The 17252-nt window shown below is 73.2% G+C and carries 13 protein-coding genes; 10 read left to right on the top strand and 3 right to left on the bottom strand.

Features of this window, described 5'->3' with window-relative positions:
- Positions 1-155 precede the first annotated feature (155 nt).
- Complete coding sequence (locus ACFZBX_RS20465) at positions 156-857, bottom strand: substrate-binding domain-containing protein (protein WP_391535168.1); 702 nt, start codon at positions 855-857, stop codon at positions 156-158.
- A gap of 74 nt (positions 858-931) precedes the next feature.
- Here ACFZBX_RS20465 and ACFZBX_RS20460 point away from each other — a divergent pair, with 74 nt between their 5' ends.
- The 7 genes from ACFZBX_RS20460 (at position 932) to ACFZBX_RS20430 (ending at position 8019) form a co-directional block, all read left to right on the top strand.
- Positions 932-1699, top strand: a complete 768-nt coding sequence (locus ACFZBX_RS20460) for an IclR family transcriptional regulator (protein WP_391535167.1) — start codon at positions 932-934, stop codon at positions 1697-1699.
- A gap of 115 nt (positions 1700-1814) precedes the next feature.
- Positions 1815-3026 carry a 4-hydroxybenzoate 3-monooxygenase gene (locus ACFZBX_RS20455; protein ID WP_391535166.1) on the top strand — a complete coding sequence of 404 codons (1212 nt, stop codon included), beginning with the start codon at positions 1815-1817 and terminating at the stop codon, positions 3024-3026.
- A gap of 24 nt (positions 3027-3050) precedes the next feature.
- Entirely contained in the window at positions 3051-4076 is a 1026-nt protein-coding gene (locus ACFZBX_RS20450; RefSeq protein WP_391535165.1) for an amidohydrolase family protein, read from the top strand.
- Positions 4077-4094: 18 nt separating this feature from the next.
- Positions 4095-4784 (top strand): 4-carboxy-4-hydroxy-2-oxoadipate aldolase/oxaloacetate decarboxylase, encoded by a 690-nt coding sequence (gene ligK / locus ACFZBX_RS20445; RefSeq protein WP_391535164.1) that lies wholly within the window; start codon positions 4095-4097, stop codon positions 4782-4784.
- Positions 4785-4787: 3 nt separating this feature from the next.
- Positions 4788-5708, top strand: coding sequence for an amidohydrolase family protein (locus tag ACFZBX_RS20440; RefSeq protein ID WP_391535163.1), 921 nt, complete (start codon positions 4788-4790; stop codon positions 5706-5708).
- Positions 5709-5735: 27 nt separating this feature from the next.
- Positions 5736-7043 carry a protocatechuate 4,5-dioxygenase subunit alpha gene (gene ligA / locus ACFZBX_RS20435; RefSeq protein ID WP_391535162.1) on the top strand — a complete coding sequence of 436 codons (1308 nt, stop codon included), beginning with the start codon at positions 5736-5738 and terminating at the stop codon, positions 7041-7043.
- Between the two features lies 1 nt (position 7044).
- Entirely contained in the window at positions 7045-8019 is a 975-nt protein-coding gene (locus ACFZBX_RS20430) for a Gfo/Idh/MocA family oxidoreductase (RefSeq protein WP_391535161.1), read from the top strand.
- A gap of 86 nt (positions 8020-8105) precedes the next feature.
- Here the strand turns inward: ACFZBX_RS20430 and ACFZBX_RS20425 are convergent, their stop codons facing one another.
- Positions 8106-9503 carry an NAD(P)/FAD-dependent oxidoreductase gene (locus tag ACFZBX_RS20425; RefSeq protein ID WP_391535160.1) on the bottom strand — a complete coding sequence of 466 codons (1398 nt, stop codon included), beginning with the start codon at positions 9501-9503 and terminating at the stop codon, positions 8106-8108.
- Positions 9504-10023: 520 nt separating this feature from the next.
- Here ACFZBX_RS20425 and ACFZBX_RS20420 point away from each other — a divergent pair.
- Both ACFZBX_RS20420 and ACFZBX_RS20415 read left to right on the top strand, forming a co-directional pair.
- Positions 10024-12282 carry a M4 family metallopeptidase gene (locus ACFZBX_RS20420; RefSeq protein ID WP_391535159.1) on the top strand — a complete coding sequence of 753 codons (2259 nt, stop codon included), beginning with the start codon at positions 10024-10026 and terminating at the stop codon, positions 12280-12282.
- 425 nt (positions 12283-12707) lie between these two features.
- Positions 12708-14213 carry an alpha/beta hydrolase gene (locus ACFZBX_RS20415; RefSeq protein WP_391535158.1) on the top strand — a complete coding sequence of 502 codons (1506 nt, stop codon included), beginning with the start codon at positions 12708-12710 and terminating at the stop codon, positions 14211-14213.
- 71 nt (positions 14214-14284) lie between these two features.
- Here the strand turns inward: ACFZBX_RS20415 and ACFZBX_RS20410 are convergent, their stop codons facing one another.
- Entirely contained in the window at positions 14285-16021 is a 1737-nt protein-coding gene (locus tag ACFZBX_RS20410) for an amidase (RefSeq protein ID WP_391535157.1), read from the bottom strand.
- A gap of 140 nt (positions 16022-16161) precedes the next feature.
- On the opposite strand from ACFZBX_RS20410, the gene ACFZBX_RS20405 reads away from it, so the two are divergent.
- Positions 16162-17163 carry a LacI family DNA-binding transcriptional regulator gene (locus ACFZBX_RS20405; protein WP_391535156.1) on the top strand — a complete coding sequence of 334 codons (1002 nt, stop codon included), beginning with the start codon at positions 16162-16164 and terminating at the stop codon, positions 17161-17163.
- Positions 17164-17252 lie beyond the last annotated feature (89 nt).

Raw genomic sequence — 17252 nt, 5'->3', positions numbered from 1 at the left:
GTCGATGCCAAGGGATCACCGCCTTGAGGGTGTGGGGGTGGGGTGGGTGAAGTGCGAGCCATGAAACCGGGGGAGCCTTAACACGTCAATGCTGTTGTCATAAGAGCCGGGACCGGCCGCCCGCCGGGCCGGGCCGCCGCTGCCGGGGCCTGGTGTCAGCCCTGCCGCCCGAACGCCCGCATGCCCCTGGCACGGGCGATCCCCGACGCCGCGTCGGACCCGAGGAGGTCGAGGACCTCGCGGGCCCGGTCCGCTCGGCCGGACGAAGCCAGGACGCCCCCGCTGAAGACCGAGCTGATCGCGGTGTCGCCCGGCAGCGGGCCGACGACGACGACGCCTGGCAGGTCCGTCAGCTCGCTGCGCTGCTGGAAGGCCAGGTCGGCCCGGCCGGACGGGAGCAGGCTGCCGGCGGGCACCCCCGCCGGCGCCTGGACGAGCCGCCCCGAGAGCGTGCCGGTGAGCCCCAGCCGGGTGATCAGCTCGACGAGGGCCGTCCCGCTGGGACCGGTGGAGTACGCGATCCCCGTCGCGGACAGGAGCGCTGCGCGCAGGTCGGATTCCGAGTCGAGGGCCGGAACCGGCGCCCCGTCCGGCACGGCGGCGACGACCTGGGAGACCCACAGCGGGCGCGCCGTTCCCCCCAGGAGGTGCCCTTCCTCCGCCAGCTCGGCCAGTGCTCCTGCGGCGAGCACGAGCAGGTCGGCCCCGGCGCCCTCACGAACCCGCCGTGCGACCTCGACCCCACCGGCGGATTCGAAGCGCACCGGGATGCCGCAGGTGTGCCGGAGGTGTTCGGAGAGGTCGGCCAGGACCGGCCGCGTCGCCATCGAGGACAGCCCGAAGATCTCTTGGTTCACATCGCCTCCTTGGGATCCGGCAGCCGGTCCGGCGCGTGCCGGGAGGCTTCGCGCCGGTCTGCGAGACTGGCCGGATGATCACACCCCGGAGCACGGCGGCCGGAAAGGTCCTTGAGGTCCTCGCGGCCTTCGACCGTGAGCACCCGTCGCAGACACTGTCGGAGATCGCTCAGCGTACGGGCTTGGCGTTGAGCACCACGCACCGCGTGATCACGGAGCTGGCGGGCTGGGGAGCGCTCGAACGCGCGGAGGACGGCTCGTGGCACATCGGGCTGCGCCTGTGGGAGATCGCCTCGGGGTGTCCGCGGACCCAGATCCTGCGTGACGCGGCACTGCCGTTCATGCAGGACCTCTACGAGGCGACCCATGAGAACGTCCAGCTCGCGGTGCGCGAGGGCACGGAGCTGGTCTTCGTGGAACGGATCGCGGGGCACGGATCGGTCGAGGTGGTCACGATGGTCGGATCCCGGTTCCCCGTCGGTTCCACCGGGATGGGCCGGGTGCTGCTGGCGCACGCGCCCCGGGAGATCCAGGAGGAGGTCCTGGAATCGCCGCTCCGGGCCTGGACCGAGCACACGGTCACCGACCCTAAGGCGTTGCGGACGCAACTGGACCGGATCCGCCGCGAGCAGGTCTTCGTCAGTGACCGGCAGCTCTCGGAGCACTCGGTCGCGGTGGCCGCGCCGGTGCGGATCGGCCGGGCCGGCCCGGTGAGCGCCGCCCTGGGGATCGTGATCGCGGCGCGGAGCGCGAGCCGGGCGCGCGGGCTGCGCGAGCCGCTGCTGAGGGCTGTGCGGGGGATCTCCGACGAGCTCGGCAGGCGGGCCCGGACGACGGCCTGACCTGGGGGCCTGACCTGCGGGGCTTCCGCCTGGCGGAAAGGGCGGCGACGGGCCGGGCGTCCGGATGCCAGCGTTCGGGGTGTTCGCAACCCCGCGCCACCGTTCAGGAGATGCCATGGCCGATGCCATCGTCGACACCGTCGCCTCGGTCCCCGTCGCCGTCGTCGGAGCCGGCCCGGCCGGACTGATGCTGGCCCATCTGCTCGGGAGGGCCGGGGTCGAGACGATCGTGCTCGACACCCGCACCCGGCACGAGATCGAGACGACGCACCGGGCCGGCATCCTCGAGGCCGACGCGGCCCGGGACCTGGTCGAGACCGGGGTCTCCGAGCGGATCCTGCTCGACGGCCACGAGCACGAGGGCGTCGAGCTCCGGTTCGGCGGCCGGCCGTACCGCGTCGACTTCAAGCAGCTGGTCGGCGCGTCGGTGTGGCTCTACCCGCAGACCGATGTGTTCATCGACCTGGCCGACGCCCGGGAACGCGACGGCGGCACGGTCCACTTCGGGGTCCGGGACACCGAGGTCCTCGACCTCACGACCGACGCCCCCCGGGTCCGCTGGACCGCGCCCGACGGGACCCGCCACGAGGTCCGGGCGCGGTACGTGGTCGGTGCGGACGGGTCGCGCAGCATGTGCCGTGACCTCGTGCCCGAGGACCGGCGGGTGCGCTACGGCAAGGAGTACCCCTTCGCGTGGTTCGGCATCATGGCCGAGGCGCCGATGAGCGCACCCGAGCTGGTCTACGCCCACTCCGAGCACGGGTTCGCGCTGATCAGCCAGCGCACCGACACCGTGCAGCGGATGTACTTCCAGTGCGCCCCCGACGAGTCCGTGGACGCCTGGCCGGACGACCGCGTCTGGGAGACGCTCCAGGCCCGGGTGGCTGGCGAGGACGGCTTCCGGCTCAACGAGGGGCCGATCATCGAGAAGACGGTGCTGCGGTTCCGCTCCTTCGTGCAGGAGCCGATGCGCTGGGGCTCGATGGCGCTGGCGGGCGACGCCGCGCACACCGTACCGCCGACCGGCGCCCGCGGGCTGAACCTGGCGCTGCACGATGTGAAGGTCCTCGCCGGCGTCCTGCTGCGGGCGCTCGGCGGCGAGGGCGCGGCCGCGCTGGACGACTACCAGCCGCGCGCCCTCCAACGGGTCTGGCGGGCGCAGAACTTCTCGCACTGGATGACCCGGCTGCTGCACACCGCGCCCGGCGACACGCCGTTCGACCTGCGGCGCCGGCTCGGCGAGCTCGACAATGCGGTGGGCACCCGGGCCGGCCGCACCTTCCTCGCCGAGCAGTACACCGGCTGGCCCGCCGCGGCCCAGGACTGACCCGGACCCACCAGGAGAGCACCCATGATCATCGACTGTCACGGACACTTCACCACCGCACCACCGCAGTTGACGCAATGGCGGGACCGGCAGGTGGCCGCCGTCGGCCGCGCCTGCGACGCACCCGACCCCGAGGCCCTCGGCATCACCGACGACGACCTGCGCCGGGCGATCGAGGGCAACCAGCTGCGGCTCATGGACGAGCGCGGCAGCGACCTGACGATCTTCTCCCCGCGGGCCAGCTTCATGGCCCACCACATCGGCGACTTCGAGGTCTCCTCGGTGTGGGCGCGGATCTGCAACGACCTGGTCCACCGCGTCAGCACGCTCTACCCCGACCGGTTCGCGATGGGCGCGATGCTCCCGCAGTCGCCCGGCGTCGACCCCGCCACCTGCCTGCCCGAGCTGCGCCGCGCGGTCGAGGAGCTCGGCGCGGTGACGGTCAACCTCAATCCCGACGCCTCAGGCGGCAGGTGGACCGCTCCGCCGCTGACCGACCGCAGCTGGTACCCGCTCTACGAGGCGATGGCCGAGTACGACATCCCGGCCATGATCCACGTCAGCACCTCGTGCAACCCGGCCTTCCACACCACCGGCGCCCACTACCTCAACGCCGACACCACGGCGTTCATGCAGCTGGTCCAGGGCGACCTCTTCGCCGACTTCCCGACGCTGCGGTTCGTGATCCCGCACGGCGGCGGCGCGGTGCCCTACCACTGGGGACGCTTCCGCGGCCTGGCGATGGCCCTCGGCAGGCCGGACCCCGAGACGCTGCTGGACAACGTCTTCTTCGACACCTGCGTCTACCACCAGCCCGGCGTCGACCTGCTGACCCGGGTCATCCCCAGCCGGTCGGTCCTCTTCGCCAGCGAGATGATCGGCGCGGTCCGCGACATCGACCCGCTCACCGGCCGCCACTTCGACGACACCAAGCGGTACGTGGACGCCACGCCGAACCTCTCCGACGAGGAACGGGCCGCCGTCTACTCGGGCAACGCCCTGCGTGTCTACCCCCGCCTCGCCGCCCGCCTCGTCGCGGCCGGCCGCTGAACCCAGGAGAACCACCGCATGGAGCACACCGAAATCGGCGTCGTCCACACGTCGGTCGACCGCGCCGACCCGGTGGCGGTCGCCGCGCTGTCGACGTTCGGCGTGGCGACGATCCACGAGGCCATGGGCCGGGTCGGCCTGATGCGCCCCTACCTGCGCCCGGCCTATCCGAAGGCCCGGCTGTGCGGCACGGCGGTGACCGTCCTGCTGCAACCCGGCGACAACTGGATGCTGCACGTCGCCGCCGAACAGATCCGAGAGGGCGACGTCGTGATCGCGGCCTGCACGACCGACAGCGAGGACGGATTCTTCGGCGAACTGCTCGCCACCTCCTTCCGCGCACGGGGATGCCGGGGCCTGGTCATCGACGGCGGCGTGCGCGACGTGGCCGACCTGGAGGAGATGGACTTCCCGGTCTTCGCGCGGGCGGTCCATGCCAAGGGCACGGTGAAGGCCACCCTCGGCTCGGTCAATGTGCCGGTGGTCTGCGCCAACGCCCTGGTCCGGCCCGGCGACGTCGTCGTCGCGGACGGCGACGGCGTCGTCGTGGTGCCTCGCGAGCGGGCCGCCGAGGTCGCCGAGGCCTCGGCCGCGCGGGAGGCGGGGGAGGCGGGCAAGCGCGCGAGGTTCCGCGCGGGCGAACTCGGCCTGGACATCTACGGCATGCGCGGCCCGCTGGGCGCGCTCGGGCTGCGGTACGAGGACTGAGGCATGACCACGACCTTCGAGAAGACCCCCGGCTGGCTGGACTGGCACGCCGGTCCGAGCCGTCCGCGGTTCCGGCCGCCCGCGGGCGCCGTCGACGCCCACTGCCACGTCTTCGGGCCGGGCGCGGAGTTCCCGTTCGCCCCCGAGCGCAAGTACACCCCGTGCGACGCGTCGAAGGAGCAGCTCTTCGCACTGCGCGACCACCTGGGCTTCGCCCGCACCGTCGTGGTCCAGGCGACCTGCCACGGTGCCGACAACAGCGCCATGGTCGACGCCCTGCGGGCGTCGGGAGGCCTGGCCCGCGGGGTCGCGACGGTGCGCCCCGGGATCGCGGACGCGCGGCTGCGGGAACTGCACGAGGCCGGTGTGCGCGGCGTGCGGTTCAACTTCGTCAAGCGGCTCGTCGACACGGCGCCGCGGCAGGACCTGTGGGACGTCGTCGAGCGGATCCGGCCGTACGGCTGGCACGTCGTCGTCTACTTCGAGGCGGCCGACCTGGCCGGCCTGCGCGAGTTCCTCCTCTCGGTCCCGGTACCGCTGGTCGTCGACCACATGGGCCGGCCCGATGTCGCCAAGGACCCGTACGGCCCGGAGTTCGAGGCGTTCCTGGACCTCCTGCGGGCCAGGCCCGACATCTGGTGCAAGGTCACCTGCCCCGAGCGGCTGTCGGTGAGCGGCCCGCCGGCCCTCGACGGGGAGCGGACGGCCTACCGCGACGTCGTCCCGTTCGCCCGGCGCGTGGTCGAGGAGTTCCCCGACCGGGTGCTGTGGGGCACCGACTGGCCGCACCCGAACCTCACCGGCCACATGCCCGACGACGGCCTGCTCGTCGACTTCGTCCCGCACATCGCGCCGACGGAGGAACTGCGGCGCAAGCTCCTCGTCGACAACCCGATGCGCCTTTACTGGCCCGAATCGGACTGAACCGTCCCACGAACGGAGGACCCACCCATGTCGCTGGACAAGAGCTACAAGCTGGTCCCGGGGACGACCATCTTCGACGCCGAGCAGTCCGCCAGGGGCTACCACCTCAACCAGTTCTGCATGTCGCTGATGACCGCGGAGAACCGGGAGCGCTACCTCGCCGACGAGCGCGCCTATCTGGAGGCGTGGCCACTGCGGGAGGAACAGAAGCAGGCCCTCCTCGACCGCGACCTCAACGCCGCGATGCGCGAGGGCGGCAACATCTACTTCCTCGCCAAGTGGGGCGCCACGCTGGGGCTCTCCTTCCAGCAGATGGCCGGATCGATGACGGGGATGACCGAGCAGGAGTACCGCGACATGATGCTCCGCGGCGGCCGCTCCGTCGAGGGCAACCGGATCGACCACGCCGTCCTCGAAGCGGCCCACGCCGACCGGACGCCGCCGGCCGAGCACGCCACGGTCACCGGCGCCGTCTTCACCTCGCACGTACCGGCGATCGGCGCGGCGATGGACCACCACAAGACCGACGAGCCCTACTGGCGGCCCGTCTTCGAGGGTTACGAGTACTCCAGACGGTGGGAGCGGGAGAACCTCCCCGACGTGGTGTTCCTGGTCTACAACGACCACGCCACCGCCTTCGACCAGTCGGTGGTCCCGACCTTCGTGCTCGGCACCGGTGCGGTCTACCCCACCGCCGATGAGGGCTACGGGCCCCGGCCCGTCCCGGGCGTCGAAGGCCATCCCGACCTCGCCGCGCACATCGCGCACTCGCTCATCAGGGACGACTTCGACCTCACCCTCGTCAACGAGATGAGCGTCGACCACGGCCTGACCGTCCCGCTGTCGCTGATGTTCGGGGACGTCGAGGCCTGGCCGTGCAAGGTGATCCCGTTCCACGTCAACGTGGTGCAGTACCCCGTGCCCTCGGGTGCCCGGTGCTTCCGACTCGGCCAGGCGCTGCGCAAGGCCATCGAGTCCTACGACCGGCCGCTGAACGTCCAGGTGTGGGGAACGGGCGGCATGAGCCACCAACTGCAGGGCCCCCGGGCCGGCCTGATCAACCGCGCGTGGGACAACGCCTTCCTGGACCGGCTGGTCGAGGACCCGGCCGGCCTGGCGCGGGTGCCGCACCTGGAGTACGTCGAGGAGGCGGGCTCGGAGGGCATCGAACTGGTCATGTGGCTGATCGCCCGTGGTGCGATGAGCGACATCGACGGAAGCGGCGAGATCGAGGTCAAGCACCGCTTCTACCACGTCCCGGCGTCCAACGCCGCCGTCGGGCACCTGATCCTGGAGAACCGACCGCGGGCCGAGGCGCCCGCCGTGAAGGAGTGACATGACCGACGACCGGACCGTCCGGATCGCCCTCGCCGGAGGCGGCGCCTTCGGTGCCAAGCACGCGGCCGCACTCAGGCGGATCAAGGGAGTCGAGGTGACCGCTGTCGTGAGCAGCTCCCTCGACAGCGCCCGGAGGTTCGCCGAGGAGCAGGGCGTCGGCCGGGGCGTCGCGACGCTGGAGGAGGCGCTGGCGATGGACGACGTCGACGCCGTCATCCTCGCCACGCCCACGCCGATGCACGCCGCGCAGACGCTGGCCTGCCTGGAGGCGGGCAAGCACGTCCAGGTCGAGATCCCGCTGGCCGCCTCACTCGGCGACGCCGAGGCGTGCCTGGCCGCGCAGCAGCGCACCGGGCTCGTCGCGATGGTCGGACACACCCGGCGCTTCAACCCCAGCCACCAGTGGGTGCGCCGGCGGACCGAGGCCGGGCTGTTCCGGATCCAGCAGCTGGACGTGCAGACGTACTTCTTCCGCCGCACCAACCTCAACGCCCTCGGGCAGCAGCGCTCCTGGACCGACCACCTGCTGTGGCACCACGCCGCGCACACCGTCGACCTGTTCGCCCACCAGACCGGCTCGCCGATCGTGCAGGCCAACGCGATCCAGGGGCCGATCCACCCCGAGCTCGGCATCGCGATGGACATGTCGATCCAGCTGCGCGCGGAGAACGGGGCCATCTGCACCCTGTCGCTCTCGTTCAACAACGACGGGCCGCTCGGCACGTTCTTCCGCTACATCGGCGACAGCGGCACCTACCTCGCCCGCTACGACGACCTGTTCACCGGCAAGGACGAGCCGATCGACGTGAGCGGCGTCGACGTCTCGATGGACGGCATCGAAATCCAGGACCGCGAGTTCGTCGCCGCCATCCGCGAGGGCCGGGAGCCGAACTCCTCCATCGCCCAGGTGATGTCCTGCTACCGGACGCTGGCGGCCCTGGAGGAGCAGCTCGACGCGGCCCAGGGCTCGTGACGGCGGCGCCGTAGGGGGGCGAACACGCGGGTGAGGGGCGGTCCGGCGGACCGCCCCTCACCCGTTCCCGGCGCTTGACGATCCGGTCAGGAGTCGAAGCCGAGGCCGAAGCGGTCGAGGGTGCGCAGCCAGAGGTTGCGGTGGCCGCTGTTGGCGTCGGCGCGGGTGAGGGCCCACTGGGTGAGGCCGATGCCGAGCGAGCGGGCCGGCTCGGGCGGGAAGGGCAGCGGCTTGCGGCGGACCATCTCCAGGGCGGTGCGTTCGGTGCGGGCGCCGGCCAGGAGGTCGAGCATCACCTCGGCCCCGAAGCGGGTGGCGCCGACGCCGAGGCCGGTGTAGCCGGCCGCGTAGGCGACCCGGCCGTCGTGGGAGAGGTCGAAGAAGGCGCTGAACCGGGTGCAGGTGTCGATGGCGCCGCCCCAGGCGTGGGTGAACCGCAGGCCCTCCAGTTGGGGGAAGGTCCGGGCGAAGTGTCGGGCGAGGGTGGCGAAGGTCTCCGGCCGCTGGTCGCGGTCGCTCCGCACCCGGCCGCGGAACTGGTGGACCACGTCGTAGCCGCCGAACAGGATGCGGTTGTCGGCGGAGAGCCGGACGTAGTGGAAGTGGTTGGCGCTGTCCGAGAAGCCCTGGCGGTTGCGCCAGCCGACCGAGGCGAGCTGCGGCCCGGTGAGCGGTTCGGTCATCAGCGCGTAGTCGTAGACCGGCACGGTGTACGGGCGGTGGCGGCGCAGCAGGGAGGGGAAGGCGTTGGTGGCGAGTGCCACGCGGCGGGCGCCGACGCGGCCGTACGGGGTGCGGACGGTGATGCCGCGCGGGGAGTCGGCGAGGCCGGTCGCGCGGGTGTGCTCGAAGATCCGCACGCCCTGGTCGAGGCAGGCCCGCTTGAGGCCCCAGGCGAGGCGGGCGGGGTTGAGCATGGCGACGCCCTCGCGGTCCCACAGGCCGCCGAGGAAGGTGGGGGAGTCGATCTCGGCGCGGACGGCCTCGCGGTCCAGGACGTCGATCGGGCTGCCGTGGCGGGCGGAGAGCTCGGCGAACTCGTGCAGCTCGTCGACCTGGTAGGGCTCGGTGGCGACGGCGAGGGAGCCGGTGCGCTCCCAGTCGCAGTCGATGCCGTGCCGCTCGACGGTGTCCTCCATGGCCTGGAGGTTGGCGGCGCCGAGGCGCTCCAGGGCGTCGAGTTCGCCCGGCCAGCGCTGGTGGCCATTGGCGAGGCCGTGGGTGAGGCTGGCCTCGCAGAAGCCGCCGTTGCGGCCGGAGGCGGCCCAGCCGGCCTCCTGGGCCTCGATGAGGACGACGTCGAGCGAGGGGTCGCGTTCCTTGGCGATGAGCGCGGTCCACAGCCCGCTGTAGCCGCCGCCGACCACCAGCAGGTCGCAGCGCACGTCGCCCACCAGGGCGGAGGCGGCGGCGGGCCGGGCGGGGTCGTCGAGCCAGAACGGTACGGGCTGGGCGTCCCGGAGGGCGCGGACGGGGTCGGCCATGGCGGTGGCTCCTTCGGTGCATGGCTGCGGTGCGCGGAGGGCCGGGGCCTCCGCATGCCGCCATCAGACCGTCGCGGCCGCTTCAACGTCAATGGCGTTGACATAAGGCGGCGCCCATCCGGGCGTGGGTGGCCGCCGCCCCCGGCGCCCGGGCGCCGGGGCGCTCGACTGCAACCGCCGGCCGCTGCTCCAGCGGTCGGGGGAGGTCGCCGAGGCCATCGGGGGCCCGCTTTCCTGTGCGCTGACCGCCTGCTGACGGTCGATCTCCTGGGGATTGCGTCCGGGACGAAGCATTTCGGCCAACTTGCCGCCGCATGGGTGACGTGTCCCCACCAAAGCTGGCACTGTACCGTCCCATCGCCGCAGAGGCCCTTGCCGTCGCACATGTACCGGACGGCGCGGCGAGCACGTCGAAGACCGTTCCAGCCACGCGAACCACCAGCTCTACCGGGCGGCACCACCCTCGGCCGCCCGGCTGGCTCCGGCCGCTCGAACCCGGCCGTCGCAGAAGGAGTTCAGTGTGACTCGATCCCCCAGAAAGTCCGTCACCGCGAGCGCGTTGATCGCCGGCGCCGCGATGATCGTGGCTGCTCTGCCCGCCGGTGCGGCCTCCGCCGAGGACGTCCCGGCCGGGGCCGCCGCCGAGGTGCGGGCCTTCGCCGGTGCGCTGCCGGTGGACCTGTCGCCGGAGCAGCGCGGCACGTTGCTGGCCGCCGCCGACGCGAACCGGGCGGAGACCGCCGGGGCGCTGGGCCTGGCCTCCGAGGAGGCGCTGGTCGTCAGGGGCGTCACCAGGGACGCGGACGGCACCGTGCACACCCGCTACGAGCGGACCTTCGCCGGACTGCCGGTGCTCGGCGGCGACCTGGTGGTCCACGCCGCTCCGGACGGCTCCGTCAAGGGCGTCACCAAGGCCACCGAGGCGGACATCGCCGTCGACACCACCGCCGAGGAGAGCGCGGAGGCGGCGAAGGGCCTCGCGCTCGACAGCGCCGGGAGCGCGAAGGTGCGGGAGCCGGCGGCCGACAGCGCCCGCAAGGTGGTCTGGGCCGCGTCCGGCACCCCGCGGCTCGCCTGGGAGACGGTGGTCACCGGCACGCAGGAGGACGGCACGCCGTCCGAGCTGCACGTCGTCACCGACGCCGACTCCGGCAAGAAGATCTTCGAGTACCAGGGCGTCGAGACCGGCGTCGGCAACAGCAAGTACTCGGGCCAGGTCACCATCGGCACCTCGGCCGCCGCCGCGGGCGGCTACGCGATGACCGACCCCGCCCGCGGCGGCCACAGCACCTACGACCTGAACGGCACCACCGGCACCAGGACGCTGTTCACCAACCCGGCCGACACCTGGGGCGACGGTACCGTCGCCAACCGGCAGACCGCCGCCGTGGACGCCGCCTACGGTGCCCAACTCACCTGGGACTACTACAAGAACGTCCACGGCCGCAACGGCATCAAGGACGACGGCGTCGCCGCCTACACCCGGGTCCACTACGGCAGGAACTACGTCAACGCGTTCTGGTCCGACACCTGCTTCTGCATGACCTACGGCGACGGCGCGGGCAACGTCAAGCCGCTGACCTCGATCGACGTCGGCGGCCACGAGATGACCCACGGCGTCACCTCGGCCACCGCGGGCCTGATCTACAGCGGCGAGTCCGGCGGCCTGAACGAGGCCACCTCCGACATCATGGCCGCCGCCATCGAGTTCTGGGCCGGCAACCCCGAGGACCAGGGCGACTACCTGGTCGGTGAGAAGATCGACATCAGGGGCGACGGCACCCCGCTGCGCTACATGGACAAGCCCTCCAAGGACGGCCGCTCCAGGGACTCCTGGTCGCCCGACCTCGGCTCCATCGACGTGCACTACTCCTCCGGCCCGGCCAACCACTGGTTCTACCTGGCCTCCGAGGGCAGCGGCGCCAAGACCGTCAACGGCGTGGCCTACGACTCCCCGACGTCCGACGGCCTGCCAGTCACCGGCATCGGCCGGGACGCGGCCGCCAGGATCTGGTACCGGGCACTGACCACCTACATGACCACGTCCACCAACTACGCGGCCGCCCGCGTCGCCACCCTCCAGGCCGCCGCCGACCTGTACGGGCAGACCAGCGCGACCTACCAGGACACCGCCAACGCCTGGGCCGCGATCAACGTCGGCCCGCGTGTCGTCGACGGCCTCCTGCTCGACGCCGTCGGCAACCAGGTCACCGAGGTCGGCGCCGCCGCCGGGCTCCAGGTGAAGGCCGTCAACTTCAACCCGGGCGCCGTCACCTACCACGCGACCGGCCTGCCCGACGGCCTGAGGCTCCACCCGGTCAGCGGCCGCGTCACCGGAACCCCGACCACCGCCGGCACCTACACGGTCACCGTCACCGCCAAGGCCTCCCACCACAGCAGGCTCTCGACGACGTTCACCTGGAAGGTCTCCCCGGGCATCTTCACGAACACCACCGCCGTGCCGATCCCGGACGGGGGCCCGGCGGTCTTCTCGGACATCGTCGTCGACCGGATCGCGGGCCACGCGTCGAGCGACCTCAAGGTGGGCGTCGACATCAAGCACACCTGGCGCGGTGACGTGGTCGTCGACCTGGTCGGCCCGGACGGCACGGTGTACCCGCTGAAGAAGAGCAACCTCGGCGACTCGGCCGACAACGTCGTCGAGACCTACACGGTGGACGCCTCCGCCCAGCTCGCCAACGGCACCTGGCGGCTGCGGGTGCAGGACGTGTACCGCAGCGACTCGGGCCGCATCGACGGCTGGAAGCTCATCTTCTGATCGGAGTTCCCGCCCAGGTGGTCCGACCGGCGAAGTCACTCACTTCGCCGGCCGGACCACCGGGTGTCGGCGCCGGCGGCAGTTCCCGTGGTGATCACCCGGCCGTCCGCCTTCGGAGGCCGAGAAGCCGTACGGCGAGGCCGACCGGCCGTCGACCCTGATGTGCGGCTCGCAGTGGGGCGGGACGCCAACCCCGCGCCGGCCGGGAGGAGTTCGCGACCGGCCGGTCCGCGGACCCGTCCTCCGGCCGGCCGGCGACCCCGACCCGCGGCTCGGGGTCGGGTGGGACCACGGCCCTGTGTCGGCCGGTCGGGCTCCGCCGCAGGTCGGACCACGTATCCCTCCCCGGGCAGGAGGGGGAGCGGCACGCCGGAACGGAGACTGGAGGTGATCTTGAGACACCGGTTCCGGCACAGAGGGCGGGCATGGCACTGCGACACGGACGAACGATTTCCCTGCTGACGGTGGGCGCGGTGACGACCGTGCTCACGGCGCTCACCCCGGTGACGGCCTTCGCGGCGGGCGGGGATGCGCTGCAGCCGTACGCGCAGCAGGAGCTCCGCTGGGAGCGCTGTGACGCGGACGGTCCGGCCAGGTTCGAGTGCGCGAAGGTCACGGTGCCGCTGGACTACGCCGACCCCGCCGGCCGCACCATCGACATCGCGATCTCGCGGATCAGGGCGGGCAGCGCGAAGCAGCGGCACGGCGCGCTGCTGATGAACCCCGGGGGCCCGGGCGTTTCCGGCCTGGGCCTGCCCGTGGAGATCCAGCCGCTGCTGTCGGCGGGGGTGCGGGACCGGTTCGACCTGGTCGGCTTCGACCCGCGCGGGGTCGGCCGGAGCGCGCCGATCGGCTGCGGCCTGACGGCCGACGAGCGCGTCCCGTACCACCCCTACAAGGCGGAGACGTTCGCCACGGACGTGGCCCGGGCCCGGTCGGTGGCCGACAAGTGCTGGGCCAAGGCGGGGGACACGCTGCCGCACATCACCACCCGCAACACGGCCCGGGACATGGACGTCGTCCGGGCGGCGCTGGGGGAGCGGAAGATCTCCTACTTCGGCTACTCGTACGGCACCTACCTGGGCGCCGTCTACACGCAGATGTTCCCCCGGCGGGCGGACCGGTTCGTGCTCGACAGCGCGCTCGACCCGGCGCTCGCGTGGCGGGGGACGCTCCGGGCGGCTGCGCCGGGGGCCGAGCTCGCCTTCACCCGGTGGACCGAGTGGGCCGCCGCCCGCGACGCCGTGTACGGGCTGGGCGCGACTGCGGCAAAGGTCCGGAAGGCATTCTGGGACCTGGTGGCGCACGCCGACCGGACCCCCGTGCCGACGGAGGGCGGGGCGCTCAGCGGCGACGACATCCGGCTCAGGTACGCCGACTTCGTCCGCGTCGAGGCCGTCACGCCCTGGATCGCCGCGCTCAAGGCGGCGGCCGACGGCGGGCCGGCCGGGCCGGCGGCCTTCGACGCGGGCGCCGTAAGGGCCGCCGACGCGATCGACGCGGCCGACAACCAGGCCGCCATGACATGGGCCGTCTTCTGCGGCGACACCCGCGACTGGCCGCGCGACCCCGAGCAGTACCGCCGGGACGCCGTCCGGGACCGGGCCCGGTATCCGATGGCCGGCGACCTGGGCGCCAACGTCCAGCCGTGCGCGTTCTGGAAGCGGCCGGCCGCCGAACCGGCCACCGTGGTGGACAACGACGCCGACGCGCTGATCGTGCAGAACCAGTGGGACCCGCAGGCGACGCTCGTCATGGCCCGGGGCATGCGCCGGGCGCTGCACGGTGCACGGATGGTCACGGTGGCCGGCGGCGAGGGCCACGGTGTGGTGGTGGCCGGCCCGTCCTGCGCGAGCGCCGACGTCGACCGCTACCTGACCACCGGCCGGCTGCCCGCCAAGGACCGCACCTGCACCGGCCAGGTGCAGTGACCACGGGCGGGCCGGGGCCGCAAGGGCGCAGCCGACATCGCCCCGGAGGGCGGTACCGGCTGCGCCGTGGGTCACTTCGCCGGCAGTCGCGGGGTGCGCGGCGGCTCGGTGCGCCGGTTGCCGGTTGCTTCGAAGGCGGCGGAGAGGGTGAGGAGGGCGTTGTCGTCGTAGGCGCGACCGGCGAAGGTGAGGCCGACGGGCATGCCCGTGTCGGCCATGGTGCCCATCGGGACGGTCACCGTCGGGATGCCGAGGTGGCGGGGCACGAGGTTGCCGTTGGCGACCCAGACGCCGTTGCGCCAGCCGAGGTCGGCGGAGGCCTCGTCCACGTCCATGTCGGCCGGGCCGATGTCGGCGACGGTCGGGAAGACCACGGCGTCCAGGGCGAGTTCGTCCATCCACTGCTCCAGGTCGACCCGGCGGGTCTCCTCCAGACCGCGCAGGCCCTCCTCCAGGTGCGGCAGGTCGGTGAAGGACGCGTACGGGCGCTCGCGCACGAAGCGCGGGTAGTCGCCGATCGAGTCCTCGAACCCGGGGTAGCGGTCCGGGAGTTCGCCCTCGTGCTTGGGCCAGATGCGGTCGCCGTCGACGTCGGTCAGGGTGCTGAGCGCGGGGTCGCCGTTGGCGCGCAGGAAGTCGTCCCAGGCCCAGGCGGAGAGGTCCTCGATCTCGACGGTGAGGAAGTCGCGGCCGACCAGGCCCCGGGTGAGGAGGGAGGGGGCGCCGGGGCGGTCGGACTCGTAGTTGGTCACGACGGGGAAGTCGACCTCGACGACCTCGGCGCCGGCGGCCTCCAGGTCGCGGCGCGCGGCCTGCCAGAGGTCGAGCACCGAGGCCCGGGTCTCGATCCGCTGCCCGGTCTGGCCGCCGATGCCGCCGTCGGGGTTGGTCCCGGCTCCGGGGTCGGCGTTGATGTACATCCGGGGGACGCCGACGCGCCTGCCGGCGAGCGCGGCCCGGGCGGCGGCCGCGTCGGCGGGGGCCAGGGACGGGTAGGAGGCGGGCCGGACCTCGGAGGCGGCGGGCAGCGCGATCCACGGCTGCGCGCGCCACAGGTCGCCGCGGGTCTCCGCGTCGTCGGCGACGACGACGTCGAGGAGTTCGAGGAGGTCGGCCATGGTGCGGGTGTGCGGCACGACGACGTCCATGGTCGGGACGAGCGGCCAGTTGCCGCGCACCGAGATCACGCCGCGGCTCGGGGTGTAGGCGCACAGCGCGTTGTTCGAGGCGGGGGCCCGGCCGGAGGACCAGGTCTCCTCGCCGAGGCCGAACGCGCCGAACGAGGCCGCCGTTGCCGTGCCGGAGCCGTTGGAGGAGCCCGAGCCGTAGGCGCTGGTGAGCCAGTCGGCGCTGTAGGGGCTCTCGGCGCGGCCGTAGAGGCCGCGCTGCATGCCGCCGTTGGCCATCGGCGGCATGTTGGTCAGGCCGATGAGGACGGCGCCGGCGGCCCGCAGCCGCTCGATGGCGAAGGCGTCGCGCTGGGCGAGGAGGTGCTCGAACGCCGGGGAGCCGGCGGCCGCGGTCAGGCCCCTGGCGAGGTAGCTGTCCTTGGCGGTGTAGGGAATGCCGTCCAGCGGGCCGAGGGTCTCGCCACGGGCGCGGCGGGCGTCGGAGGCCTCGGCGTCGGCGCGGGCGTCCGGATTCATCACGACCATCGCGTTGAGCGCGGTGGCGGTGCCGGGCCGGTCGTAGGCCTCGATCCGCGCGAGGTAGGCGTCGAGCAGTTCGACCGAGGTGGTCTCGCCCTTCGCCAGTGCCGCGCGCAGCTCGGCGATACCGGTTTCCACAACATCGAATCCGCGCGTCATGCGGGTGTCTCCTGGCTGGTCGGGCGGCTGGTGCTGGAACGTTCCAGCAGGTGCACCATAGACAGTGCTGGAACGTTCCAGCAAGGAGCGCGGCGGACCGGACCGGGACAGGCGCGGGGCTGCGTCTAGACTTCCGGGCTGTGACCAGCCGCTCCGTGACCCTGATCGACGTGGCCCGGGCGGCCGGCGTGTCGAAGAGCACCGCCTCCAACGCGCTCGGCGGCTCCGGCCGGGTCTCCGAGGCGACGCGCGAGCGCATCCGGGGCGTGGCCCTGGAACTCGGCTACCGGCCGAACACCGCCGCGCGCAGCCTGCGCCGTTCCAGCACCGGCGCGATCGGGCTGCACCTGCCACGCACCGCGACCCGCCTGGACTACTACATGAACCTCGCGTTCGGCGCGGTCGAGCGGGCCAGGGAGGACGGCCTCGACCTCGTCCTGCTGGCCCCCGGCACCGCGTCCGGCGGTGGACTCGCCTCCCGGGTGGACGGCCTGCTGGTGATCGACCCCGAGGTCGACGACCCGGAGGTCCCGGACCTGCTGGGCTCGGGCGTGCCGGTGGTCACCGGCGAGCGCTACCTCGGCGGGGGCGTCGCGCCGAGCGGTGCCGTGGTGTGCGACAACGCGGCGTCGCTCGTCGCGCTGCTGGACCACCTCGCCGCGCGCGGCGCCCGGCGCCCCGCCCTGCTGGCTCCCGGCCCGGGCTCCGACTGGGCCGCCGCGCTGCGGGAGGCCGCCGGGGCCTGGAGCCGGACCCAGGGCGTGGAGGTGATCGTGCGGACGGTCCCGTTCGCGGCCGCACCGGCCGAGGCGGAGGCCGCCACCGCGGACCTGATCGCCGACGTCCCGGACCTGGACGCGGTGGTGTGCGCCCCCGACGGCGCGGTCCCCGGCGTCCTGGCGGGCGCGGCCCGGGCGGGCCTGCGCCCGGGGGCCGACCTGCTGGTGGCCGCCTGCGTCGACGGGGCGGCGGCACGCGGTTCGAGCCCCCAGGTCACCGCCGTCGACCTGCGGGCGGCGGAGTACGGGCGGGCGTGCGCAGCCCTGCTGAGCGACCTGCTGGCTGGAACGGCGGCGCCCGGCGCCGTCCGCCGCCACGACTGGACGCTGAACCTCCGGGCGTCCACCGCCGGCCGGTGCTGAACCCGGTCCGGCAGCCGGGTCCGGACCCGCAGGCCCGCCGGGCCCGCCGGGCCTGCGCGAGGTGCTCGGGGAGGCGGCGGCGGGCGCGG

The sequence above is a fragment of the Kitasatospora sp. NPDC008115 genome (assembly GCF_042957205.1).
Taxonomy (GTDB): domain Bacteria; phylum Actinomycetota; class Actinomycetes; order Streptomycetales; family Streptomycetaceae; genus Kitasatospora.
This window is presented reverse-complemented; position numbering and strand designations above follow the sequence as displayed.